Annotated in this window: 23 protein-coding genes; 14 read left to right on the top strand and 9 right to left on the bottom strand. The window is 65.8% G+C overall.

Annotated elements, in window-relative coordinates; translation table 11 throughout:
• Positions 1-59: 59 nt before the first annotated feature.
• The gene (gene mshB, locus ACGFK1_RS10700; RefSeq protein WP_393428227.1) at positions 60-944 is read right to left on the bottom strand and encodes an N-acetyl-1-D-myo-inositol-2-amino-2-deoxy-alpha-D-glucopyranoside deacetylase; all 885 of its coding nucleotides are present in this window, start codon (positions 942-944) and stop codon (positions 60-62) included.
• A gap of 256 nt (positions 945-1,200) precedes the next feature.
• Between mshB and ACGFK1_RS10695 the strand changes: the two genes are divergently transcribed.
• The 3 genes from ACGFK1_RS10695 (at position 1,201) to ACGFK1_RS10685 (ending at position 5,813) form a co-directional block, all read left to right on the top strand.
• On the top strand, positions 1,201-2,457 hold the full coding sequence (locus tag ACGFK1_RS10695; protein WP_393428226.1) for a chloride channel protein: 1,257 nt from the start codon (positions 1,201-1,203) through the stop codon (positions 2,455-2,457).
• 403 nt (positions 2,458-2,860) lie between these two features.
• Entirely contained in the window at positions 2,861-4,132 is a 1,272-nt protein-coding gene (locus ACGFK1_RS10690; protein ID WP_393428225.1) for a hypothetical protein, read from the top strand.
• A gap of 103 nt (positions 4,133-4,235) precedes the next feature.
• Positions 4,236-5,813, top strand: coding sequence for an LCP family protein (locus tag ACGFK1_RS10685; RefSeq protein ID WP_393428224.1), 1,578 nt, complete (start codon positions 4,236-4,238; stop codon positions 5,811-5,813).
• Here ACGFK1_RS10685 and ACGFK1_RS10680 read toward each other — a convergent pair whose 3' ends face one another.
• Complete coding sequence (locus ACGFK1_RS10680) at positions 5,814-7,682, bottom strand: ABC transporter substrate-binding protein (RefSeq protein ID WP_393428470.1); 1,869 nt, start codon at positions 7,680-7,682, stop codon at positions 5,814-5,816.
• Positions 7,683-7,695: 13 nt separating this feature from the next.
• The gene (gene typA / locus ACGFK1_RS10675) at positions 7,696-9,591 is read right to left on the bottom strand and encodes a translational GTPase TypA (protein ID WP_393428468.1); all 1,896 of its coding nucleotides are present in this window, start codon (positions 9,589-9,591) and stop codon (positions 7,696-7,698) included.
• Positions 9,592-9,728: 137 nt separating this feature from the next.
• Between typA and ACGFK1_RS10670 the strand changes: the two genes are divergently transcribed.
• Entirely contained in the window at positions 9,729-9,989 is a 261-nt protein-coding gene (locus ACGFK1_RS10670) for a hypothetical protein (protein ID WP_393428223.1), read from the top strand.
• A 29-nt stretch (positions 9,990-10,018) separates the two neighbouring features.
• Here ACGFK1_RS10670 and ACGFK1_RS10665 read toward each other — a convergent pair whose 3' ends face one another.
• The gene (locus ACGFK1_RS10665) at positions 10,019-10,726 is read right to left on the bottom strand and encodes a GntR family transcriptional regulator (protein WP_393428222.1); all 708 of its coding nucleotides are present in this window, start codon (positions 10,724-10,726) and stop codon (positions 10,019-10,021) included.
• Positions 10,727-10,874: 148 nt separating this feature from the next.
• On the opposite strand from ACGFK1_RS10665, the gene ACGFK1_RS10660 reads away from it, so the two are divergent.
• The 3 genes from ACGFK1_RS10660 to ACGFK1_RS10650 are packed head-to-tail and all read left to right on the top strand — an operon-like array spanning position 10,875 to position 14,536.
• On the top strand, positions 10,875-12,413 hold the full coding sequence (locus ACGFK1_RS10660) for an aldehyde dehydrogenase (RefSeq protein WP_393428221.1): 1,539 nt from the start codon (positions 10,875-10,877) through the stop codon (positions 12,411-12,413).
• Between the two features lies 1 nt (position 12,414).
• Positions 12,415-13,128, top strand: coding sequence for an enoyl-CoA hydratase/isomerase family protein (locus ACGFK1_RS10655; RefSeq protein WP_393428220.1), 714 nt, complete (start codon positions 12,415-12,417; stop codon positions 13,126-13,128).
• A 43-nt stretch (positions 13,129-13,171) separates the two neighbouring features.
• Complete coding sequence (locus ACGFK1_RS10650; RefSeq protein ID WP_393428219.1) at positions 13,172-14,536, top strand: MFS transporter; 1,365 nt, start codon at positions 13,172-13,174, stop codon at positions 14,534-14,536.
• 107 nt (positions 14,537-14,643) lie between these two features.
• Here ACGFK1_RS10650 and ACGFK1_RS10645 read toward each other — a convergent pair whose 3' ends face one another.
• Positions 14,644-15,033 carry a (deoxy)nucleoside triphosphate pyrophosphohydrolase gene (locus tag ACGFK1_RS10645; RefSeq protein ID WP_393428218.1) on the bottom strand — a complete coding sequence of 130 codons (390 nt, stop codon included), beginning with the start codon at positions 15,031-15,033 and terminating at the stop codon, positions 14,644-14,646.
• A gap of 413 nt (positions 15,034-15,446) precedes the next feature.
• Between ACGFK1_RS10645 and ACGFK1_RS10640 the strand changes: the two genes are divergently transcribed.
• A complete protein-coding gene (locus ACGFK1_RS10640; protein WP_393428467.1) occupies positions 15,447-15,734 on the top strand; it encodes a 4a-hydroxytetrahydrobiopterin dehydratase in 288 nt (95 codons plus the stop codon).
• On the opposite strand, the gene ACGFK1_RS10635 is transcribed toward ACGFK1_RS10640, so the two are convergent.
• Positions 15,676-16,947, bottom strand: coding sequence for a mannosyltransferase (locus ACGFK1_RS10635; RefSeq protein WP_393428217.1), 1,272 nt, complete (start codon positions 16,945-16,947; stop codon positions 15,676-15,678). The genes ACGFK1_RS10640 and ACGFK1_RS10635 overlap by 59 nt on opposite strands.
• A gap of 98 nt (positions 16,948-17,045) precedes the next feature.
• On the opposite strand from ACGFK1_RS10635, the gene ACGFK1_RS10630 reads away from it, so the two are divergent.
• Both ACGFK1_RS10630 and ACGFK1_RS10625 read left to right on the top strand, forming a co-directional pair.
• A complete protein-coding gene (locus tag ACGFK1_RS10630) occupies positions 17,046-17,585 on the top strand; it encodes a hypothetical protein (protein ID WP_393428216.1) in 540 nt (179 codons plus the stop codon).
• 44 nt (positions 17,586-17,629) lie between these two features.
• Complete coding sequence (locus ACGFK1_RS10625; protein WP_393428215.1) at positions 17,630-18,574, top strand: hypothetical protein; 945 nt, start codon at positions 17,630-17,632, stop codon at positions 18,572-18,574.
• Positions 18,575-18,585: 11 nt separating this feature from the next.
• Here ACGFK1_RS10625 and ACGFK1_RS10620 read toward each other — a convergent pair whose 3' ends face one another.
• Positions 18,586-18,732: a DUF1059 domain-containing protein gene (locus ACGFK1_RS10620; RefSeq protein WP_067802734.1), complete on the bottom strand. Its 147-nt coding sequence runs from the start codon at positions 18,730-18,732 to the stop codon at positions 18,586-18,588.
• 35 nt (positions 18,733-18,767) lie between these two features.
• On the opposite strand from ACGFK1_RS10620, the gene ACGFK1_RS10615 reads away from it, so the two are divergent.
• Both ACGFK1_RS10615 and ACGFK1_RS10610 read left to right on the top strand, forming a co-directional pair.
• Positions 18,768-19,433, top strand: coding sequence for a nitroreductase family protein (locus tag ACGFK1_RS10615; protein WP_393428214.1), 666 nt, complete (start codon positions 18,768-18,770; stop codon positions 19,431-19,433).
• A gap of 95 nt (positions 19,434-19,528) precedes the next feature.
• Positions 19,529-19,912 carry a recombinase family protein gene (locus ACGFK1_RS10610; protein ID WP_393428213.1) on the top strand — a complete coding sequence of 128 codons (384 nt, stop codon included), beginning with the start codon at positions 19,529-19,531 and terminating at the stop codon, positions 19,910-19,912.
• Between the two features lie 128 nt (positions 19,913-20,040).
• Here ACGFK1_RS10610 and ACGFK1_RS10605 read toward each other — a convergent pair whose 3' ends face one another.
• Positions 20,041-20,619, bottom strand: a complete 579-nt coding sequence (locus ACGFK1_RS10605) for an HhH-GPD-type base excision DNA repair protein (RefSeq protein WP_393428212.1) — start codon at positions 20,617-20,619, stop codon at positions 20,041-20,043.
• Between the two features lie 255 nt (positions 20,620-20,874).
• Positions 20,875-21,201, bottom strand: a complete 327-nt coding sequence (locus ACGFK1_RS10600) for a hypothetical protein (RefSeq protein WP_393428211.1) — start codon at positions 21,199-21,201, stop codon at positions 20,875-20,877.
• A 290-nt stretch (positions 21,202-21,491) separates the two neighbouring features.
• Here ACGFK1_RS10600 and ACGFK1_RS10595 point away from each other — a divergent pair, with 290 nt between their 5' ends.
• Complete coding sequence (locus tag ACGFK1_RS10595) at positions 21,492-21,842, top strand: DUF485 domain-containing protein (RefSeq protein WP_393428210.1); 351 nt, start codon at positions 21,492-21,494, stop codon at positions 21,840-21,842.
• Complete coding sequence (locus tag ACGFK1_RS10590; RefSeq protein ID WP_393428209.1) at positions 21,839-23,482, top strand: cation acetate symporter; 1,644 nt, start codon at positions 21,839-21,841, stop codon at positions 23,480-23,482. Before ACGFK1_RS10595 ends, ACGFK1_RS10590 begins: the two co-directional genes overlap by 4 nt.
• Positions 23,483-23,514: the final 32 nt, after the last annotated feature.

Below are 23,514 nucleotides of genomic sequence, written 5' to 3'. Positions count from 1 at the left end.
TCCGGGTCCATTGCCATCCCTTCCACACATGAGCAGTTGACGGGCAGCTTACCGCGAGCCTATTGAAGGTTCAGCCCCGCGAGCAGATCGGTTTCCCAGCCGCGGCCGTCGCGCGCGCCGGATGTCCCGGCGGCAAGGATGTAGTGCTCGGCCGCGCCGACCGGCAGCGCGATGTTGTTCGAAAGCGCGCACGACCTGCCGTCCGGGGCGACGGTCACCTGGGTGGCGTGGGCGCGCAGCGCAGCTACTTTCGCGGGTAGCTGATCGGGTACGTCGATGACGGCGTCGATCGCGTCGTCGGGGTAGCCGAAGGGGACGTCGTCGATCGACACTCGCAGCCACCCTGCCGGGGCGTCGCCGAGCGCCTTCAAACCCTCGGCCATCGCGGACGTGGAGATCACCGTCCAGTACACCTTGGGAACGGTCCAGGGTGCCCCGGCGAACTTTTCGGCCCCCGAGGCGGCCACTGCAGCCATCGTGACTTCGTGCGCGTGGATGTGGTCCGGATGACCGTAACCGCCCTTGCTGTCGTACGTAACCACGACGTGGGGTCTAAGTTGCCGGATCAGCGTGACGAGTTCGCCCACGGCTTCGTCCGTGTTGGCGTCGACGAACCGCTGCCAGTGCCGCGGCGGGGTGCCGGCCATGCCTGAATCACGCCAGCGACCCGCACCGCCGAGGAAGATCGGTTCAGCGACACCCAGCGCGCGCAACGCGGTCGACAACTCACCGATGCGATAGCCGCCCAATTGGTCCGCGGCATCGACCGCCAGCTTCGCATAGCGGTCGCCGATGACCTCACCTTCTTCGCCGAGAGTGCAGGTGACGACGTGGACCTCGGCGCCAAGTGCGACGTAATGCGCAATCGTGGCACCAGTTGTCAGGGTTTCGTCGTCAGGATGGGCATGCACGAACAATAGACGCGGGGTTTCCTGTGGCTGCATCGAATGCAACGCTACCGTCGGGGGTCGGGCCAGCGACTGGAGGTGCCGATCTGACGGCGATCGACGGTGCACCCGTGCGGCAGCGTGCATGCGCTTCAACCGAATCGGACCCGCCGGTTGCGGCGGGTATCGCGGGCCGTACCGGCTCGACGGCAGGCGGATTGACAAAGCCCAACGAGCTAGCAGAACACCGCTCACAGGAATCGGCCCCCTCATCCGACCAGGGAGGGGGCCGATTCACGTATAGATTCAGTTGGTGACGCGGCGCAACATCGAGTTCGGTTGTGCGATCGTCATCGTCGGCCTGCTGGCCGGCGTCGCCGGTGCGGCCACGACGCTGCTACTGCACGCAGTCGAACACCTCACTTATCACTACTCCTTCGGCTCACTGTTGACCGGCGTCGGGGGCAGCAGCCCGGTCCGGCGGGCCGTCGGCCCGATGATCGGCGGTGCTCTGGCCGGTTGGGGATGGTGGATGCTTCGCCGGCGCAGTCAGGTTCCCGCCCTGACCGAGACCATCAAGAGTCACCGCGCCGTTGCACGGATGCCACTGTCGATCGACGCCTTCCTTCAGGTGCTCCTCGTCGGATCGGGCGCGTCGCTCGGCCGCGAAGGCGCACCTCGCCAATTGGCCGCAGCGCTAAGCGATTTCGGCACCACACGGTTGGCGCTGACACCGCGCGACCGCGAGATCCTGTTGGCGTGTGCGGCAGGGGCCGGTCTCGGCGCCGTCTACAGCGTGCCGCTCGGTGGAGCGTTGTTCACAGCCCGCATCATGCTCGGCACCTGGCATCCCAGAGCGTTCGGTGCCGCTCTGATCACGTCGAGCCTCGCGGTTGCGGTGGCCTCGCCCGTCACCCATCTCGCGCACGCGCTGACGTGGCCGGACGCGAAGCTCTCCTATCTCTTCGCGTTCCTGGCACTGGTAATCGCGCCGCTGGCCGCCGCGGTAGGACTGGGGTTCAACCGCGTCATGGCGATCGCACGCCCCGCGCGGCAACTGAAGTCGTGGGTGCTGAGTCCTTCGGTGGCCGCGGCCGGCCTGTTGACCGGCATCTGCTCGATCTGGTGGCCGGAACTGCCCGGCAACGGACGAAGCATTCTGACCGTGAGCATCAACAGCGGTCTGACGTTGAGCGCAGCAGCGCTCATCTTATTGCTGAAGCCGTTGTTGAGCGCGCTGTTCCTGCGGGCGGGCGCCGTTGGTGGCCTGCTGACGCCCGCGATGGCCACCGGCGCCGCCGCCGGATCGCTTGCGGCCCTTGCACTGAATCAGTGGGCAGGCACCGATATCCACGTGGCAGCGGTGTCATTGACGTGCGCCGCGGGCGTCCTCGCGATCACGCAGCGGGCCCCGTTGTTCGCGGCTCTGTTCGTCTGGGAACTCGCCCGGCCGCCCTATTGGCTACTTGCGGTGTTCGCCATCGCAGCGTTCGCCTCGCACGGGCTGCGTCTGCTCCGCGAGCAGCACTCGGTGGCATCCAGGCCTGAAGTCGGTCCGCGTCGCGTCTGAGTCGGACGGCAAACGACGCGGCTTAGCTTTGTTGCGAAATCAAGCATTGCTGGACCCGTCCGTCGTTCGGATGGCGCATCAGATCAGTCCCCCCGCTTCGGCAACCTTCCGGCAACGTCGCCGATATGCGTTAGGCACATATATTGCCGCTTTTGTCAAAGATTCGAAAAGTCCAGCTAATAAACATCGGTAATGATATTTGGGTCGAGACGCTCATAGAGTTCGATTTCAGCCTTCGAATTTCATTGTTAACTCATACGGTTCGTTTTCGATTAGCTCAGCTACTGACCCATTTCTACCAGCGCGCTGTGAGCCACAAATAATATTTTGAAACGCGAGATTTGACCTCTTACTTGTGAGTAAGTTTCGAATGCTCGATCTACTGCATTTTGAAGGAGATGCTATGCACGGTGCCACTGTTCGTCGTCCTTATCTCAATGCGGGTATCGCCCTGGTCGGGGCAAGCGTCATCGCGGTCGCTCCCGTCGCACCAGCGCCGCCCCACGTGTCGCTGCCCAGCGTTCGCTCGGCCGAAGTCGCGCTGTCGGCGGCAACCAGTCCTTACGGACAGCTGCTGGAACACACGGTCACCAATCTGAACGACTTGTTTCAACAGACGTTCGCGAACGGTGTCGCACCGCTTCTAGCGCAAGTCCTGAAGAACCAGTCGACCATGATCACTCAACTCGGCCAGGCGCTGGAGCAGTCGCTGCAAATCAGCAACCCGTCCAGCTTTCCGGCGTTGCTGCAGAAAGCGTTGAGCGAACTGCGCGCCGGCAATATCCAGGGTGCGTCAGAGACCGTCGCCACCGGTTTGATCCAGGCCGCATTTCCATTCTTGCCGCCGCTTCTGCAGCCGCTGAACAACTTCGTCCACGTCGTGGATCAGTTGCCGACCGTGGTGCTCGGGGTCAGCCTCGGGGTGATACAGCCGCCGCTGGCGCTGGTGCAGGCCACGGGCCAGGCCCTGCAGAATGTCTTCGACGCCGCGACGTCCGGCGATCCCCTTGGCGTCGTCAACGCGATCATCAACGCCCCCGCTGTGATGCTCGACGGCTTCCTGAACGGTTACGCGCCGACCCAGACGGGCGGATTGTTGTCGCCGGGTTTGGGCACCCTCAGCCTGTTGGTCACCATCCGGGACGCGATCGTCACTGCGATCACCCCACCGGCGGTTGCAGCGGCCAAGACAACGGCCGCGACTGACGAGGTGGCCTCGGCGAAGACGGCGGCCGCCAGGACCGTCACCCTGGACGTCACTGCTCCGAAGACCGGCACAGCGTCGACGGACTCTTCGTCGGCAATCACCTCCGCCGGCGACACGGAGACGGTAAAGAAGGGCGCCGCGGCCACGGACGAGACCGCGGCCAAGGACGAGACGGCCGGTAAGGCCGCCGACTCGACGTCCACCGAAGCGGAGTCCTCGAACGGGTCGACTGGCACCGCTGCCAACGACGACACCTCCGCCAAGGATGACAACGCCGCCAAGGACGACGCGGGCGCCAAGGACAACACCGGCGCCAAGGGCGGCACCGGTAGCTCCGAGGGAGCCAAGGGGTCTGACTCCGGCTCCGCCTCGTCTGCGAAGGACGACAGCACCGCGAAGTCGGGCGACGCCAAGAAGGACACGGTCAAGAAGTCAGGCACCGCCAAGACCGGTAAGAAGAAGAAGTAATCGCTGCAGGTCGGTCGGCCCCCTCCGCTACCGGAGGGGGCCGATTCCGTTGTCGCGGTCCTCAGTCTCCGCTCAGGAGGCGCCGGGATAATCCGCATCTGTTATGAGTCGACCAGCCGTCTCAGGGCCGGAAACCGAGCCGATACCGCGGGTCGCGGGCGCCCGGCACCGGCTTCCCCGCGAGCGCAACCGCCGCCGAGCCCTCGCCACCGGCCGAGCGCTGGGCGCGTTGGCCACCGTCGCCGCTTTGGTGGTGACGGCAGCGGGGTGGTCCGGCTACCGCAATCTGTCCGGCGGCATCACCACATCTCAAGCCTTGGTCGGCGCCCCAGCGTCGGTCGGCGGCGCGGAGAACATTCTGATCATGGGGCTGGACAGCCGACTCGACCAGCACGGCCAGCCGTTGCCCCAGGACATCTACGACGCGCTGCACGCAGGCGATGAAACCGTCGGTGGCTACAACGCCAATGTGTTGATTCTGTTGCACCTGTCAGGTGGCGGATCCGTCAGCGCCGTATCGGTGCCGCGCGACGACTATGTTGATTTGCCAGGCTGCCCGAGCGGAGTGTGCAAAGGAAAGGTCAAGCAGGCCTACGGGTTGGCGTATCAGCAGAAGATGGACTCGCTGGATGACAGCATCACTCAGTCCACCCGCGAGCAGACAGCGCGCGAAGCGGGTCGCAAGGCCGAGATCGCTACCGTGCGCCGCCTGCTTGCCGTGTCGATCGATCACTTCATCGAAGTCACGCTCGGCGCGTTCTTTCAGATCGCACAGGTCGTTCAGCCCATCACGGTGTGTCTCAACGACGACACCTCAGACAGCTACTCAGGCGCGGATTTTCATCGCGGCGTCCAGCAGATCAACGCCTCACAGGCAATGGCATTCGTGCGGCAACGCCGCGACGAGAACGACCAACTGTTCACGGACATGGACCGCACCCGGCGACAGCAGGCGTTCATCGTCTCGCTGGTGACCGCATTGCGTCACGGCGGAGCGCTTTCGAATCCCGCCGACCTGAGGAACCTTCTGCAGGTGGCCCAGCAGAACATCGCCGTGGACGACGGGTTCGACCTCGCCCGCTTCGTCGACCGCGCAACGGCCCTCACCGACAGCCGCCTGACGCTGTACACGTTGCCCATCAGCGAGTTCGGACAGAATTCCCAGGGCGAAGATGTCAATATCGTTGACGTGCAAAGCATTCGGCAAATCGTGCACAGCCTTTTCACGGACGGATCGACTCCACCCACCCCGACCCCGACTCAAACACCCTCTGCCCCAGCAACACTCGATGTCGTCAATGCCACCGACCACGACGGGCTCGGATCGGCCCTCGAGCGGATCCTCGGCGCCGACGGCCTGGTTGCAGGCTCGGTGTCGACCGCCGACCGGTTGGCCGACACCAGCGCCATCGCCTACGGGGTGGGGGCCGCCGACGCGGCTCGCATGCTGGCCGACCATCTGCAGCTCAGCGCGACGGCCTCCGACACCGTCGCTCCCGACACCGTCCAGTTGACCGTCGGCTCGGACTTTCCCGCCGATCAGTACATGACCGACAGCAGCCCGACGACCACCTCGGCGGCGCCGGTCACCACCGTCGACGCGACAGCAAGCGGAAGCCAGGCGCCTGCACCCACCGACCTCACCGAGATGGCCGGGACGAACACTCCATGCGTGAAGTGATCACTGCGGCGCTTTGACCCATTTTCCGGCGTCTCCGACGATGCCGACCGGAACGGCGCCGGACAGGCTGACGTTCTGCACGCTGGGACCCGCCGCCACGATCGTGGTGTCCTGCAGGATCGGCAGCACGGTCGACATGTTCCACAGGCGAGGTTCCACCGCGTTGATCACTTCACCGATGTCTTCGGTGCCATCCAGGGCGGCGTCCATCTTCGGCTGGATGCTGCGGTCGCAGATCCCGGTGATATTGCTGGGGGCTTGGACGAGCGCACCGGATTCCGGTGCCGGGGCGGGACTGGTCTGGGTGGCCGTGGTGGCCGGCTTCGGCGGCGTGGGCGAGGTGCTGGTGGGTTTTGGTGACGACGTCGCCGTGCCAGGGGTCGCGGTCGAGACGGCCGTCGCTTCCAGCGCCGGGCAGCCGTACCGCGACGCCAGCGAGGTCGCGAGATCGCCGCCCGCCTGATGCCAGCCCACCACGGCGTCCACGCGGTTGTTGAGCAACGCATCGCCGTAGAGCACCACCGGGTCCAGCGCCGACACCGACGCGGCGATGCCGACATTGCGGAGTTGATCTGCTGCGGTGTTGGCGACCGCGACCGCGGTCGGGTCGTTGGCCGCCACCCCGAGCACGAGCGTAAGCGGCACACCGTCCTTGGTGACGCGCCCTCGGTTCTCCGGCGTGGGCGCGCCCGGCGTCGTCGGCAACGTCGTGTCGATGGGCTCGACCTGATAACCGGCCCCGGCCAACAACGCCAGTGCGGCCTCCTTGGTCATGGCCGGGGGTGCGGTCGGAACATACCCAGGGTCGGACGGCGAGCGTATCTGCGCCTGCGCCAACGTGACGGTGTTGTCGTCGCCTGCACCAACCGACGCCAGCAGGTCAACGTCGAGCAGCCCCAGAATCGCCTTGCGCACTTGGGAATCCGAGAGCGCCGGCTGCTGGGCCCGCAGCGTCAATTGCATGACGCGTGGTGTGACGATGCGCGCGGTCCGCACGTCGGGGATCGCCGACAGTTGGGCGAACGCCGCGGCCCCGCCGTGCACCTGAGCCACCTGGGTGTCGCCGTTGCGGATCGAATCGGCAAGCGCGGCAGGTGCACCGCCGCGCCGGAACAGCACCTGGTCCGGTTTGGCTGGCGCGCTCCAATAGCGGTCGTTGCGGGCCAGCAGGATCTCGTCGCGCTGCGGGTCGATGCTTTCCACGCGAAACTGCCCGCCGGTGACCGGAAGCGCGCGCGCCAGACCGGCCCCGAACCCGCCGGGCACGTCCTTGACGATGTGCGCCGGCAGTATGTCGTTGAACAGTTCACGCCAGGCGGGATATGGCTGCGAGAACGTCACCACCGCCGTCTTGCCGCCCTCGATCGACTGCACGCCGGTGATCAGGTCGTAGCCGGCCGGGTCGACGACACCGGGTTGGCTGACCATCTGGCGCCACAGGTACCAGAAGTCGTCGGCGGCGATGGGCGCATTGTCCGTCCATGACGCCTCGGGCCGGATCTTGTAGGTGACGGTGAACGGGTTCTGGCTGGTCACTTCCGCCGACTCCAACAGCGTGGTGTCCAGTTCCCAGCGAGATCCGGTGGGCGACTTGGGATCCGGGACGGGACGGAACGAACTCGGCAGCACCAGCGCGCTGATCGCGGCGTTCACCGGCGACTGGTCGGACAGCAGATGCGGATTGAAGCCCGGGCCGATCGAATCGATGGCCATGATGATCTGCGTCGCCTTGGCCGGGGGCGGCGGCGTCGACTGGCTGGTGTCGGTGCTCTGCGGCGCGGGCGGCGGGCTGACGGTACACCCCGCCACCAAGGTCACCAGCGCGGATAGCGCAGCTATGACGCGAAGGGGCCCCGGCACGCTGTTCAGGGTATCGGCACGACTAGCCGCGGGCCTTGGCGCGAGCCTTCGCCCGGGCCCGTTGGGTGGCGTCGAGTTCCACCTTGCGCACCCGGACCACCTCGGGAGTCACCTCGACGCACTCGTCGGCGGCGCAGAACTCCATTGCCTGCTCGAGGTCGAGCTCCAGCGGGCGGGCCAGCGTCTCGATCACGTCAGCGGTGGAGCTGCGCATATTGGTCAGCTTCTTCTCGCGGGTGACGTTGACGTCGAGGTCCTCGGCGCGGGGATTGATGCCGACCACCTGGCCCTCGTAGGTGTCCTGGCCCGGTTCGACGAAGAACTGGCCGCGGTCGGCCAGCTGAATCATCGCGAACGGTGTGATCGTCCCGGACCGATCCGACACCAGCGAGCCGGTGTGCCGCGCGCGGATGTCCCCCGCCCACGGCCGATAGCCGTCGAACACGGCGTTCGCGATACCCGTGCCGCGCGTCAGCGTCAGGAAGTCGGTGCGGAAACCGATCAAGCCGCGGCTGGGCACGATGAAGTCCATCCGGACCCACCCGGCGGCGTGGTTGGTCATCTCCTCCATGCGGCCCTTGCGGGCAGCCATTAGCTGCGTGATCGCGCCGACGAACTCCTCGGGGCAGTCGATCGTCATCGCCTCGAACGGTTCATGCAGTTTGCCGTCGATCATCTGCGTGACCACCTGCGGCTTGCCGACCGTCAACTCGAAGCCCTCGCGGCGCATCTGCTCGACGAGCACGGCCAGTGCCAGCTCCCCGCGGCCCTGCACCTCCCAGGCATCAGGCCGGTCGATGTCGACGACCTTGATCGACACGTTGCCCACGAGTTCCTGATCGAGGCGCGACTTCACCATCCGCGCGGTCAGCTTGTGTCCGGACACCTTGCCCGCGAGCCGCGAGGTGTTGGTGCCGATGGTGACCGAGATGGCGGGCTCGTCGACGGTGATGCGCGGCAGCGCGTGCGCGTGATCCGGATCGGCCAGGGTGTCGCCGATCATGATCTCGGGCAGCCCCGCGACGGCGACGATGTCGCCGGCGATCGCTTCGTCGGCTGTGGTCCTCTCGATGCCCTCGGTCACCAGCAGTTCGGTGATCTTGGCGTTCGTGATGACGGGATGGCCGTCGACCTCACGCATCCAGGCGACCTGCTGGCCCTTGCGGATCCTGCCGTTGTAGATGCGGATCAGCGCGAGGCGGCCGAGGAAGGAGGATGCGTCGAGGTTGGTCACCAACGCCTGCAGCGGCGCTTCGGGATCGCCCTTCGGCGGGGGGATGTGTTCGAGCAGGACGTCGAACAGCGGATCGAGGTTCTTGCCTTCCGGATTCTGGCCGTTGGCCGGTTCGACAGTGCTGGCGATACCTGCCCGACCAGACGCGTAGAGCGTCGGCAATCCGAGCGCCTCCTCGGCAGCCTTCTGGGCTTCCTCGTCGAGATCGGAGGCGACGTCGAGCAGCAGGTCGTGACTATCCGACACGACTTCCGAAATTCTGGCGTCGGGCCGGTCGGTCTTGTTGACCACGAGGATCACCGGTAGGTGCGCGGCCAGGGCCTTGCGCAGCACGAAACGGGTCTGCGGCAGCGGACCCTCGGAGGCGTCGACCAGAAGCAGCACGCCGTCGACCATCGACAGGCCGCGCTCGACCTCGCCGCCGAAGTCGGCGTGGCCGGGGGTGTCGATGACGTTGATCACCGTCGTCGAACCGTCGGGGTGCTTGCGGTGCACCGCGGTGTTCTTGGCCAGGATGGTGATGCCCTTTTCCTTCTCGAGGTCACCGGAGTCCATCAAGCGCTCGATGGCGTCGTCGCCGCGGTGGTGCAGCGCGCCCGATTGGCGCAGCATCGCATCGACGAGGGTCGTCTTCCCATGGTCGACATGTGCCACGATGGCGACGTTTCTGAAGTCAGGCCGCAAATCCACGTCCGAATCATCCCAGTGTGATCGGCCAATCACGAAAACGAGAGATGCCCGTCACTCGAAGGACAGTCCGCTCACAGCTGGCGCGCGTAGCGTCGGCATCGTTGGTCGAGATGGGTTGGAGGTTGACTTAGATGACAGTAGAAGAGGTCTTCACCATCGTTGTCATCGCCGTTCTGGCGACCGCTGCCACTGCGGCGATCTACCTCGGTCTGCTCAATTGGATAGGCGCTTTCTACATCGTCCGATGCGAGATGTGCCGCCATCTGACGTTCTCATCGGCCAACCATGCGCAGGAGTCGTGCGCCCACTGCCGTCACCCAGCGTTGATGCATCCGATTTACTCGTTGCGGCACTCGGGCGTGCGTGTGGTGAACGACAGGCTGCACTACTAGGTCGGCTGGGTCGGCGTTGCGCCGAGTCATCAACCGGTTCCGCCGACTCCCAGGACGCCGAAAGGCGTTGCCGCACTGGATTCTTCGGGTTGCATCGTGGTGAGTTCGCTGTCCAGCAGGAACCGCAGGATGAAATCGTGCGACGTCGCCAGGTGTTTGCGGGTCAGCTCAGCGGCGGCGATGGCATCGCCGCGACTCACCGCTTCGTAGATCTGCCGATGCTCCTCGTGAAGATGTCCCATGTCACCGAACACCCCGACATGCAAGTAGAGGTAGCGGTCGGTGAGACGGCGCAGTTGTTCGGTGAGATGGATCATCGTGGGCCGGTTCGCCTGCGTATAGATCAGGGCGTGGAATTGCGTGTTGAGCTCCAGCCATTCGTGCGGGGCAGGCCCGGCCTCCATAATTTCCAGGATCGACGCCATCCGGGTGAGCTCGGCTCTTCCGACGTTCGGCACGGCGATGCGGGTCAACAGCGGCTCGACCGCCTCGCGCAGTTCGTAGAGCTCTTGTAGCTCAGCAACCGACAGCCGTCGCACCACCGCAGTCGCCGCGCTGATATCGACCAACCCCTCGCTTGCCAACGCCTGAAGGGCGTCTCGGGCTGGCATCCGGCTGACCCCGTAATCGCTGGCGACCTGCTGCTGGGACAACCGAGTCCCCGGGCGCAGTTCGCCACTCAGCAGGCGCTGCCGAAGCGCCTGGGCGACTCGGCCGGCCGCGGACTCACTCGCCATGTCGACCCTCTCGATCAGTCGTCGCCAGACATGCGTGGCAAACCGAGTCTATCGGACTCCTTTTGTATCCCCTTGCGACTTTACGCACACATCGGATAGCTTTCGTATACGACTTTTCATTTTGGTATACGACTGGAGCACCTAAGCGATGACCTTGATCGACTCCCCCTCCGAAACCTCCGCGGATGAGCGAGCGCCCTATCCGACCGGGTTGCTGATCGGCGGTCGCGTCGTCGAGGGACGGGCGGATCCCATCCCCGTCATCAACCCGGCGACCGGCGAGCTGATCACCGAAGTGGCGGGCGCCAGCGCCGAGGATGTCGACGACGCGGTCAGGACCGCCCACGAAGCGTTCCGTCACGGCGAGTGGCGGACCATGCCGATTCACGATCGGGCCCGGGTCATTCACCGGTTCGCCGACGGCATCGAAGCGCATATGGCGCAGCTGTACGAGCTCGAGACGCTGAACAACGGGCGGCCGATCACCGAGACGAAGGCCCAGATCACCCGGCTCGCCGAGTGGTATCGCTACAACGCCGCACTGCTGCTTGCCGATCGCAGCTCGGTGGTGCCCCTACGCGGTGACTACCACTCCTACACCAGCCGTTTTCCCATCGGCGTGGTCGGCATCCTCGCATCGTTCAACCACCCCATGATGATCGCATCGAAGAGTCTGGCGCCGGCATTGGTAACGGGAAACACCGTGGTACTCAAGCCTTCCGAGCAGACGCCACTGACCGCGCTGATGCTTGGCAAGATCGCCATGGAGGCCGGTATCCCCGATGGCGTGCTGAATGTCGTTCCCGGCCTTGGCCCGACGGCCGGTGCGGCGCTCACCGAACACTCGCTCGTCAAGAAGGCAGTCTTCACCGGCGGCACCGAACCCGGCAGGGCGATTGCGGTCGCGACGGCGAAACGGTTCGCCAAGGCGACGCTCGAATTGGGAGGCAAGTCACCGGTCCTGATCTTCGACGACACCCCTGTCGACGTGGCCGCCCGCGGCGCCGCCTTCGGCGGTTTCATCGGCGCAGGGCAAACGTGCATCGCGGGAAGCAGGCTGTTGATCCAACGCACCGTGTACGACGATGTCGTCTCCGCACTTGCCAAGGTCGCGGCGTCGATCCGCATCGGGGATCCCGCGCAGCCGACAACCCAACTGGGACCGGTCATTTCGAAGCGAGCCCAGGAGCGCATCCTCAACTATGTCGACATCGCCGTCGGCGAAGGCGCAAAGCTGGTGACCGGTGGTCGGGCGGCCGACGTGCCCGGTCTGCCCGGCGGGTTCTTCGTCGAGCCGACCGTGCTGGCCGACGTGACCAACGACATGCGTGTCGCGTGTGAGGAGATCTTCGGGCCGGTGGTCGTCGCCATCCCGTTCGACGACGAGGCCGACGCCGTCGCGATGGCGAACGACTCCGACTTCGGGTTGGGCTCGTCGATATGGACGCGTGATGTGGCCCGTGCCCACCGGGTGGCCGCTCAACTCGAGACGGGCATGGTCTGGGTCAACGACCACCACCGCTTGGACCCCTCGTCCCCGTGGGGCGGTGTGCGGGACAGCGGTGTTGGCAGAGAGGGCGGCTGGGAGTCGTTCCACGACTTCACCCATATCCGCGCGGTCACCGTCCGCACCGCACCCGACGACGTCGACTGGTATGGCGGCGTGGCCACGGATCGGCTGAACTGAGGTGGCGGGCCTGCGCGTCGAAACCCGGTCGGACGGCGTCCTCGAGGTGGTCATCGACCGGCCACCGCACAATCTGCTCACCGTCGAGTCGTGCGTCGAACTCACCGAACTGCTGCAACACCCACCCGCGGGCGCCCATGTCCTGGTGTTGCGCGCCGCCGGGGCCGTGTTCTGCCTCGGCAGGGAGCGTGCCGGCGCAACCCCTGCTGACCTGGTCTCTGAAACCAGGATCTTGGTTGCCCTGCACCAGGCGTTGCGCGATTCCGCTTTGGTCACGATCGCTGAGGTCCACGGCGACGCAGCGGGTTTCGGCGTGGGTCTGATTGCGGCGTGCGATGTCGCGATCGCGGTGGCCGACGCCCAGTTCTCGTTCCCCGAGGTCGGCATCAACCTCGCGCCTGCGCTGGTGCTTGCCTGGCTGCCACGCGTAGTCGGTGAGCGAGAAGCGTTCTGGCTCACGGCAACCGGTGAAGCCATCGGTGCAAACCGGGCACGGGAAATGGGTCTGGTGAACGAGATCGTCAGCGACGCTGACGCTCTGGCCAAGGAGGTGGCCGAGCGGGTCGCTGCGCTGCGCGCTCGCCACCCGCGAATCCACTCCGAGATCAAGGACCTTCTACGGGCTTTCCGTTCGCTCGACGAGGACCAGGCTCTCGAACTCAGCGTCAATCGGTTGGTGGTAGGGGCACTGCGCCGCAGTGAGCCCGACCTTTGACAAGTCCCGAAGAATCTCGTTCCAAGTGGCAAAGGAGCCAGCTATGACCGATGCGAGCGCGAACTTGCCCTGGCACCGGGAGATCAGCCGCTACCAATGGTCTGTGCTGTTGGCGACCACACTTGGCTGGGCGCTCGACGGATTCGACTACAGCTTGTTCACCCAAGTCGCGGGACCTGCGACCGCCGATCTGCTCGGGCGTGCGTCCACCTTCCACGCCGGGCTCGCCGTCACCGTGTTCCTCACCGGCTGGGCGGTCGGCGCGATTCTCTTCGGAGTGATCGCGGACTACGTGGGCCGGGTCCGCGTACTGATCACCGGGGTGCTGCTGTATTCGGTGTTCACTGCGCTGGCCGTTGTGGTGGTGAACTACGAACAGTTCGTCGCATTCCGGTTCATCGCCGGGATCGGGTCCGGAGTCGAGCTTCCGATCGGGGCGGCCCTGGTCGCCGAGGCCTGGTCGAGCAGCAGGCATCGGGCGAAAGCCAGCGGCGTGATGATGTCCGGGCTGGCCCTTGGCGCGCTGCTGTCCGCGGTTGTCTACAACTTCGTCGGGCATCTCGGCTGGCGGTGGACCATGGCCTTCGGCCTACTACCCGCGCTTCTGGTGCTCTACATCCGGCGCACCGTGCACGAGCCCGCGTCGATGGTCGGGGTGAAGGCGGCCCGCAGGCGACGCAAGGCCCAACGTGCCGCAGGCTCGGCAAAGACAAGCACGGACCGCTTCGTGCTCGTCCGGCTGTTCACCAAACCATTGGTGTCGACCACTGTCGCCTGCACGCTCATATGCATCGGCGCGCTGTTCGCGTTCTGGGGTGTCACCACATGGACACCGCAGAACATTCGTGTGGTCATGGCCGACCAAGGAGTCACCGGTGGCGAGGTGGTCACCGCAGTCGCGTGGGGTGTGGCGATGCTGAACATCGGCGGCGCAATCGGTTACGCCACTTGGGGTTTCATCGCCGACAAGATCGGCAGGAAAAAAGCCTTCGGGATGAGTGTGCTGATCGGGCTCGGTGCGATCTGTGTGCTGTACCCGTTCGCGCACAGCTATGCCATGTACCTCGCGTTGCTTCCAGTCGTCGGATTCGGTGTGTTCGGAACGATCGGCGGCACCGCGGTGTACTTCCCGGAACTGTTCGGACCGTCGGTGCGGGCATCGGCTATCGCGGTCACCAACAGCATCGGTCGCTTCTTCACCGCAGCAGGACCGCTGTTCGCGGGCGCCATCGCGACAGGCTGGTTCGGCGGCAGCATTGCGATGGCGACGACGGTGGTATCCGCGCTGATCGTCATCGTGTTCATCGGCTTGTTCCGCCTACCCGAGACCCACGGCCGGTTCATCCACGGCGAAGAGCTTGTGGCCGTGGAGCACCGAGTCGCGCAGCCCGAACAAACCTCTGGGTAGGACATCGCGAGCATCACCCGAATGTCGATGAGTTTGGCGATGAAGAAGCTCAGCGGGAGCGCGAAGAACGACTCGATCAGCCAAATCTGAGCTACTGCAAACACGAATCACTGAGCGAGTGACTGTTTGAGCTGACCGACCCACCCGCGGTCGGCCGGCACCCACGGCAGGCCGTCCAGCTCGTCGGCGCCGACCCAGCGCAGCGCGCGGTGATCGTTGAGTTGCAAGGCGCCGCCGGTCTGCGTGACGCGGTAGGCGCGCAGCGTCATCGTCGGGCTCAATGTCACGTCGGCGCCGATGCGTGAGCCCACTGCGACCTCGATGCCGAGTTCTTCGCGCAGTTCGCGAGTCAGGGCCGCGGCATCGGTCTCCCCCGCCGCCACCTTCCCGCCAGGCAGCTCCCAGAGACCGGCCAGCTCCGGCGGTCGGGCACGCTGGGCCACGAGCAGCAGAGGGCCTGAGGTCAGCGCACCCGCAACGACGATCTGGTTCGACACTGCCAGCGACGCTATATCGCGCGCTAACCGCTTGGGAACAGCTGGGGAAACAACTCGTGTAGCCGCCAACGCCGCGGCGCGGTGGGTGGCGGGGTGATCATCTCGGCCGTCACCTGCGATGCGTCGAACGGTGCCGGCTCCTCGGCGACCGTTGACGGCGCAGGCGGGACGGCGGCGGTCGTAGCGGTGGGGGCGGGCGCCGTTGCCGATGGTGGTGACGAAACTGGTTGCCTCAGGGGGTGTTTCGCGTCGTCAGAAACCCAGAGGACGGAGACGACCAGCCCGACCAACAGGACGACGAGCAAGCCGCCGGCGGCAAGTACAGATGCGGAACGCCGATACACCGCTCAATCCTGCAAAACCACTCTGCCAGGACCCTGTCAGGGGGCGGATACTCGCGCTACGTTGACTACATGGCTGTGTTGACTGACGACCAAGTAGACGCCGCACTGCCCGACGTTCCTGGCTGGGAACGCGTCGAAGGGGTTCTGCGCCGCTCGGTCAAGTTCCCAGCGTTTCTCGACGGCATCGACGCCGTGCGCCGCGTCGCAGAGAAAGCGGAGGAAAAGGACCATCACCCGGACATCGATATCCGTTGGCGGACCGTGACTTTCGCGTTGGTCACCCACTCGGCGGGTGGTATTACGGAGAACGATCTGGCGATGGCGCGGGAGATAAATAAGATCGTCGGGAACCCGTAGCGGCGATCCACCCCAGCGTCGCCAGCGTGGCGACGATGTAGATCAGACCTGCCCAGGCCAGATACCACGGCCGGGGAATCACCCAGATCGTCGGTTGCGCGAAGCTCAGCAGCCACGGCACGCCGACCAGCGTGAGGACAAGCCAGCCAAAGCCGAGCACCTTCGCGCCGAGCCGTTGGCGCAGCGGGCCGTGCAGCAGCCAGATCATCAGCGGGATCAGCCAGACCCAGTGATGGGTCCATGAGATCGGCGACAGCAGCAGCCCGAACAACTGCACGATGACGATGCCGCCGAGCCGGTCGGAGGCGCCGCCGATCGCGCGCCAGGCGAGCACTGCGAACACCGCGGTGATCACGATGCCTGCCGCCACGATCGGCCCGTAGCCGGCGTCGTGGCCGAGAATCCTCGAGATTCCGCCGCGCCATGACTGGTTGAACGACGTGCCGACAGGTCCCACCCGGTCGGCGTCGCCGAGCAATTCGGTGAAGTAGTAACGGGTTTGGTCGCCGACGACCAGAGCCGAGACGGCGATGGTTGCGAAGAACACCACCGCCGAAAACACCGTGGCGCCCCATCGACGGGCGCCGACGAAGTACAGACCCGACACCGCAGGCGTCAGCTTCACGCCTGCGGCGAGCCCGACCAGCAGTCCGGACAGCCACCATCGCGTGCTGTAGACGCTGTACAACACCGCGAGCACCAGAAGCACGTTGATCTGGCCGTAGTCGAACGTGCTTCGCAGCGGCTCGATCCAGATGCCGACCGCGGTCCACAACATCGCGGTGCGTCGATCGCTGTCGGGGCCGTGCAGCAACCGCTGGCTGACCCGGGCCACGCCGTAGAGCGCGACGATGATGCCGAGTTGCCAAGCGAACGCGAGGATTCCGAACGGAAGCAGGTGCAACGGATAGAACACGACCGCAGCAAACGGCGGATATGTGAAGGGCAGTGGGAAGTCGGGCGTCTGGTCGGCGTAGACGTAGTCGTACAGCGTGCCGGGGTGGTCGAGTGCTGCCGCGCCGCCGACATACACGCGAAGGTCGACGAAGTTGGCGCCGTTGGGCACAAGGTAGGTCCATGCGAAGCGCGCCGCGATGCTGAGCGCCAACAGCACGGGCGCCGTGGCGGCCAAGCGGGCGGCCATGCGCGGTGCGGCGTCAGTCGAGGTGCTTATCTGCCCGACTCTAGCGACGGTCACCGATTCCCTTCGCATCCGTAACGGTTGAGTAACCGCCACACGTGTCACTTGAGTAACACCAGTAACTGGACGACTGTCGGGCGCAGGCGTGCCATCAACGGATTGGGAGAACCATGAAATTCACCAGAAAAACCCTCGTCACCAGCATGATCGCGGCAGCCGCTGCCGTACCCGTCGCCTTAGGACTCAGCGCCACCGCGGCGGCCGACCCGGCGGCCGCACCGGCGCCCACCCCCGGCGTGCCCGGCCTGCCATTCCTCCAGCAATTGGCCACCAACCCGGCCGCAGCGACATCGCTGATGCAGGGCCTCACGTCGGTGCTGACGGGTACGCAGGCCGCGGCGCCCGCCGCTGCGACGGCCACACCCGCGCCGACGGCAACCGCCTCACTCACGCTGCCTCAGGCGCCTGCGCCCGCAGCCGCGCCGGCTGCTGCCGCCCCAGCACCGCAGAACCTGCTGTCCGGGTTGCCCACCGGGCTCGCGTCGCTGCTGCCGCAGGGCACGCCGTTGGCCGGCTTGTTGCCCGCCGCGACGTCGGCTGCCGCACCCGCCGCTGCCGCACCCGCGGCCGCGGCACCCGCCGCTCCGGCTGCGGCAGCGCCCGCCGCCAGCGTCGCACCGCTGTTGATGCCGTTGTCCGCCTTGCCGTGACGGCAGGCGCGCAGCGATAACCACAACCAGGAATCGGGGACATCATGGGATCGATCAGCACGAAGTTCGGCGGCGCCGCAGCCGTCGTCGGGTCGTCGGTAGCGCTGCTGTTGGGTGGAATGGCGCCGGCGGCCACCGCCGATCCGGCGCCCGCGCCGCTGCCGATCGATGCGGTGCAGGCGCCGGGCTTGTCGGCGGTGCAGGGCATCGGGCCGATCATTCAACAGGCGGCGGCGGATCCGACCAACGCCGCTTCGACATTGATGGCGGCGGCGGCGGCCTTCGCGGGGAATTCGGCGCTGCCGTCGGATTCGCGGAACGTGGCGACGGCGGTGAACCAGTTCGTCGCTCACGTTCCCGCGCAGGGCGCTGTGCCGGGCACGGAGGCGCATCTGCCCTTGGGCGTGGACCCGGCTCACGCGGTCGGCCCCGTGCCGGACGCGACACCAGTGCTCGCCCCCGCTCCGGCGGCCGCGGCACCGGCGCAGGCCGCCGCCGCACCGTCACCAGCTGCACCGGCACCGGCACCGGCGCCCGCTCCGGCCGCGGCCCCGGCCGCGGCGCCGGGCTTCGGTCCTGACGCACCGACGACGCAGGACTTCCTGTATCCGTCGATCAGCAACGGGTGCCTGGCGGACGGCGGCAATGTGTTGGCGACCGCGATCTCGGTCGCCGGGCCTGCGAAGATTCCCGCACCGGGGCCTGCCGCGGGCCAGACGGCCTACGTGTTCACCGCGATTGGCACACCCGCGCCGGCGGCCGAGCAGAAGCTGCCGCTGAACGTCACCTGGGTCAACCTGACGACGGGCAAGTCGGGCAGTGCGACGCTCAAGCCGCGACCCGACATCAATCCCAGCGGACCGACGACGCTGTCGGCCATCGCCGATACCGGCTCGGGCAGCATCATTTCGACGATCTTCGGTCAGGTCACCACCCTCGACAAGCAGTGCCAGTTCATGCCGACGATCGGTTCGACCGTCGTTCCGTAACGCCGGTCCGGTCAGTAGGCCATGAAGAGGATCATGTCCCGGTCGTATTCGCGGCCGGGATGTGCCTCGGCCAGATGGGCCTGAGCCTTCTCGACGAGGTCGTCCTCGTCTTTGCCTGTGATCGCCTCACCACACGGGCAGTTCAAGTGAGTCTTCATATGTTCACAATCGCATATCCAGCAGGATGTCGGTCATGGACTTGTACGACGTGATGCGCACCACCGGTGCGGCCCGCCGGTTCACCGACGACCCCCTGCCCGACGAGGTCATCGAGCGCATCCTGGACAACGCCCGATTCGCCCCCAGCGGCGGCAACCGCCAGGGCACGCGGGTCATCGTCGTCCGGGACCCGGCCACCAGGGTGGCGATCGTCGAACTGAGCGTCACCGGCGCGCAACGCTATATCGCCCAGTCGAAGAACGGCGAAGGGCCGTGGAACCCGGTGCGGCCCATGGAGGTTTCTCCGGAAGAGGTGGCAGCCACCGAGGTGCCACCACAACTGGGCGCGCCCGTGTTGAGCGCAGGCGCCGTCCTGGTCGTCACGGTTGACCTCAACATCTGTGCGGCAATGGACCAGAACCTCGACCGCATCGGCGTCGTCTCCGGCGCGTCTGTGTATCCGTTTGTCTGGAACATCCTGCTTGCCGCCCGCAACGAGGGCTACGGCGGCGTGCTCACCACCATGGCGGTGCCCGAGGAGCCGCGGGTCAAGGAACTGCTCGGCATCCCCGACGATCACGCGATCGCGGCCATCGTTCCGATCGGCAAGCCCGTCAAGCAATTCAAGAAGCTGACCCGCAAACCGGTCAGCGAAATCGCCACCCGTGAGCGGTTCGACGGCGAGCCGTTCACCGCCTGACGTCCGGTCGTCGTTCGGTAACGGTTCGGCGGTGAGCCGAACTCGATGACGTGTCATCGCTTCCTTGACGGCGCGGGCCATGAGACCTTGGGTCGGTGACCTGCACGCTGGGCTACGCCACAGCCAGCGCCGCCGAGCAGAACCTCGAGGGACAGCTCGCGGAACTGAATGCTGCGGGCGTGGATCCGCGACGGGTGTTCACCGACAGGTTGTCCGATTCCGCCGAGCGCGCCCGTGCCGGCCTGTACGCGATGCTGAGCTACGCGCGCTCGGGCGACACCGTCGTCGTCGTCGCCGTCGACCGCCTCGGCCGCTCGGCCGCCGAGGTGACCCGAACCATCGCCGACCTCACCGACCGCGGAATCCGGCTCCGCACACTGAAAGAGGGCCTCGACACCGGCACCTCGACCGGCCGCGTCGTCGCGCACATACTGACCGCACTGGCCCAGCTCGACCTGCAGCGCGACCACCGACGCTAGGCCCTGCCAGCCTTCGCTCGACCAGTGGCTCAGGCCCTGGCGGCCTTCGCTCGACCAGTGGCTCAGGCCCTGCTGGCCTTCGCTCGACCAGTGGCTCAGGCCCTGCCGGCCTTCGCTCGACCAGTGGCTCAGGCCCTGCCGGCCTTCGCCGCCGCCTTCGCCTGCTTTTTGTACGACCGCACCTTCTCCAGCGAGGCGGCGTCCTTGACGTCGGCCACCGACATGAACGACCCGGCCTTGCCGTAGTCTCCTGCCGCTTCCCGCCAGCCCTTCGGTGTCGCGCCGTACTGCTTGCCCAACAGGGCCAGGAAAATCTTCGCCTTCTGCTCACCGAAGCCGGGCAACGCCTTGATCCGACGCAATACCTCGGGCCCGTCCGGACTGCCGGCCGTCCACAGCGCCGCCGCGTCACCGTCGTACTGGTCGACGATGATCTGCGCCAAGGCCTGGATCCGCTTCGCCATCGATCCCGGGAAGCGGTGAATCGCAGGGGTTTTCGACGACAACGCGGCGAACTTGTCGGGGTCGTAGTCGGCGATCTCGCGGGCGTCCACCCCGCCCATCCGGTCGGCGATCTTCTTGGGCCCCGCGAACGCGGCCTCCATCGGGTACTGCTGGTCGAGAAGCATCCCCACCAGAAGAGCGAAAGCGTTCTCCGCGAGCAACGAATCCGCTTCGGCGTCGCCCGTCAGTTGAATGTTCGGCATCAACGCAGTCTAGGCAAGACGGGAAAACCCCCACCGCCGAAGCGATGGGAGTCTCGCCTCACCGCGCTACTCGACTATTCGCAGCAATGTCTGAACCGCCTTTGCCAGCCGGGTGGCGACTCCGCTCCCTGCCCGGCCTCGGCGAGGCTACGGTTTCTGACGGATTTCGCGCAAAAAGCGTCATATTCCGTAGTCTCGGCGCAGTTCCGCGCGTCTCCGACCGGCCGACGCTCTCGAGCCTGCAGTTGTCGTGCGCTACTGGGGATACTGGTTGATCGGGACGTAGACGTGACCGGCACCTGGCTTGCTGATGTCCTCGCCGGGAGCCACCGAGCCTTGCCATTGGCCGTTGACCCACGATCCGACCACTGGACCGCCGCCGCTTTCGACGCTGCACGACTCGACCCGGTTTCCGTCCTTGTCCTTCGAAGAGTCGAATTTGCCGCTCATCTGCGTGCAGATGTCTTTGGCGTCCGTGGCCCCCGCAAGGGGTGCCGTCACGATCAACGCCGAGATGGCGATGCCCCCTGCGGCGACAACAGATCGAACAAGTACGCGCTTGAGCGCGATGGTGTTGCTCATCGTAAGTTCCTTTCCTTCGCGGCCTTTCGCCGCATCCATTGATGAGCAAATGGTGGCGACCCAACGCCGCGGCCGAAATCGCCGGGAAGCCAGATTCCACTACTGCAGCCGCGACATTTTCTTATGCCGCCGGTAACTAGTTGGCCCGCCAGATAACGAACTAGCTGCCGTTTTATCTCCTGATCCGTCCGGCCCCCGGTTTGAGCTTGGAGTTGCCTGGGAACTAGCTTATTGTGACGCGGGTCTCACGACGACGCGCGCACATCTACACATCGAGGTCAGGAGTCACCGTGCCCGAGACCCCACATCCGCCCCAGGACACCGCCGTCAGCGGTGACGAGTATCTGGCCGTGCAGGCCAGTCCTGAGTTCCACGAGCTCCGAAATAGGCTGCGCCGGTTTGTTTTTCCTATGAGCGCGCTGTTTCTGGTCTGGTACTTCGCCTACGTGTTGCTCGGCGCGTTCGCGCACGACTTCATGGCGGTCAAGGTGTGGGGCAACGTCAACATCGGACTTCTTATCGGCCTCGGCCAATTCGTTTCGACGTTCGTCATCACAGGCATCTACGTCCGGTTCGCCAACCGCGAACTCGACCCGCGCGCTGACGCCATCCGCGCAGAGCTAGAGGGCGGTGCGGCATGACGGTCAACATCGTTGCCGCACAGGCCGTCGGCAATCCCGTCGCCAACATCGGCATCTTCGCTCTGTTCGTCGCCATCACGTTGTTCATCGTGATTCGAGCGAGCAAGAAGAACGCCACCGCTGCCGAATTCTTCACCGCTGGGCGCGCCTTCACCGGCCCGCAGAACGGCATTGCGATCTCCGGTGACTACCTGTCGGCGGCAAGCTTCCTCGGCATCGCGGGCGCCATCGCGGTATACGGCTACGACGGCTTCCTGTACTCCATCGGCTTCCTGGTCGCGTGGCTGGTGGCATTGCTGCTGGTGGCCGAATTGCTAAGGAATTCAGGCAAATTCACCATGGCCGACGTGCTGAGCTTCCGCCTCAAGCAGCGGCCGGTACGGATAGCCGCGGCCACCACCACGCTCGTGGTCTGCCTGTTCTATCTGCTTGCACAGATGGCAGGCGCAGGGGGTTTGGTCGCGTTGCTTCTCAACGTCACCGGGGATGTGGGCCAAGCTCTGGTGATCGCCGTCGTCGGCTTGCTGATGATCGTCTACGTCTTGATCGGCGGAATGAAGGGCACCACCTGGGTGCAGATCATCAAAGCGGTGCTGTTGATCGGCGGTGCCGCGTTGATGACCATCATCGTGCTCGGCAAGTTCGGGCTGAACTTCTCCGAGATCCTCGGCGCGGCCCAGTCCGCGGTCTCCGGGTCGGCCAATGAGGCCGTCGCCAAGCGCGACGTGCTGGCTCCCGGCGCCCAGTACGGCACCTCGCTGACGTCACAGATCAACTTCATATCGCTGGCGCTGGCGCTGGTGCTCGGCACCGCGGGCCTGCCGCATGTGCTGATGCGCTTCTACACGGTGCCGACAGCCAAAGAAGCCCGCCGCTCGGTGGTCTGGGCCATCGTTTTGATCGGTGCCTTCTATTTGTTCACCCTCGCGCTGGGCTACGGCGGCGCAGCGCTGGTCGGGCCGGACGAGATCCTGGCGGCGCCGGGAGCGCAGAACTCGGCCGCGCCGTTGCTCGCATTCGAACTCGGCGGGGTGATCCTCCTTGGCGTCATCTCAGCGGTCGCGTTCGCGACGATCCTCGCGGTCGTTGCGGGCTTGACCATCACCGCCGCAACATCATTCGCGCACGACATCTACGCCAGCGTAGTGCGAAGCGCCCATGGAAAAAACACAGTGACGGAGGATGAGCAGGTGCGCGTGTCCCGGATCACGGTCGTGGTGCTCGGCATCCTGGCGATCGGCCTCGGCATATTGGCCGCCGAACAGAACATCGCCTTCCTCGTCGCGCTGGCGTTCGCGGTCGCCGCAGCGGCCAACCTGCCGACGATCCTGTACTCGCTGTACTGGCGACGGTTCAACACCCGCGGCGCGCTGTGGAGCATGTACGGCGGCCTGGTCTCCACGATCGTGCTGATCGTCTTTTCTCCCGCGGTGTCAGGCGCAAAGACGGCGATGCTGCCGCAACTCGACTTCGCGTGGTTCCCGCTGGCCAATCCGGGCATCGTGTCGATCCCACTGGCGTTCCTGCTCGGCATCGTCGGCACGCTGAGCTCACCCGACCGCGGCGACCCGGCCATCAACGCCGAGTTCGAGGTGCGGTCGCTGACCGGCATCGGCGCTGAGAAGGCGGTCAGCCACTAACACCGAATGATTACCGCGGCCGACCGGTGGGT

This window comes from Mycobacterium sp. NPDC048908, assembly GCF_043197955.1.
GTDB lineage: Bacteria > Actinomycetota > Actinomycetes > Mycobacteriales > Mycobacteriaceae > Mycobacterium.
This window is presented reverse-complemented; position numbering and strand designations above follow the sequence as displayed.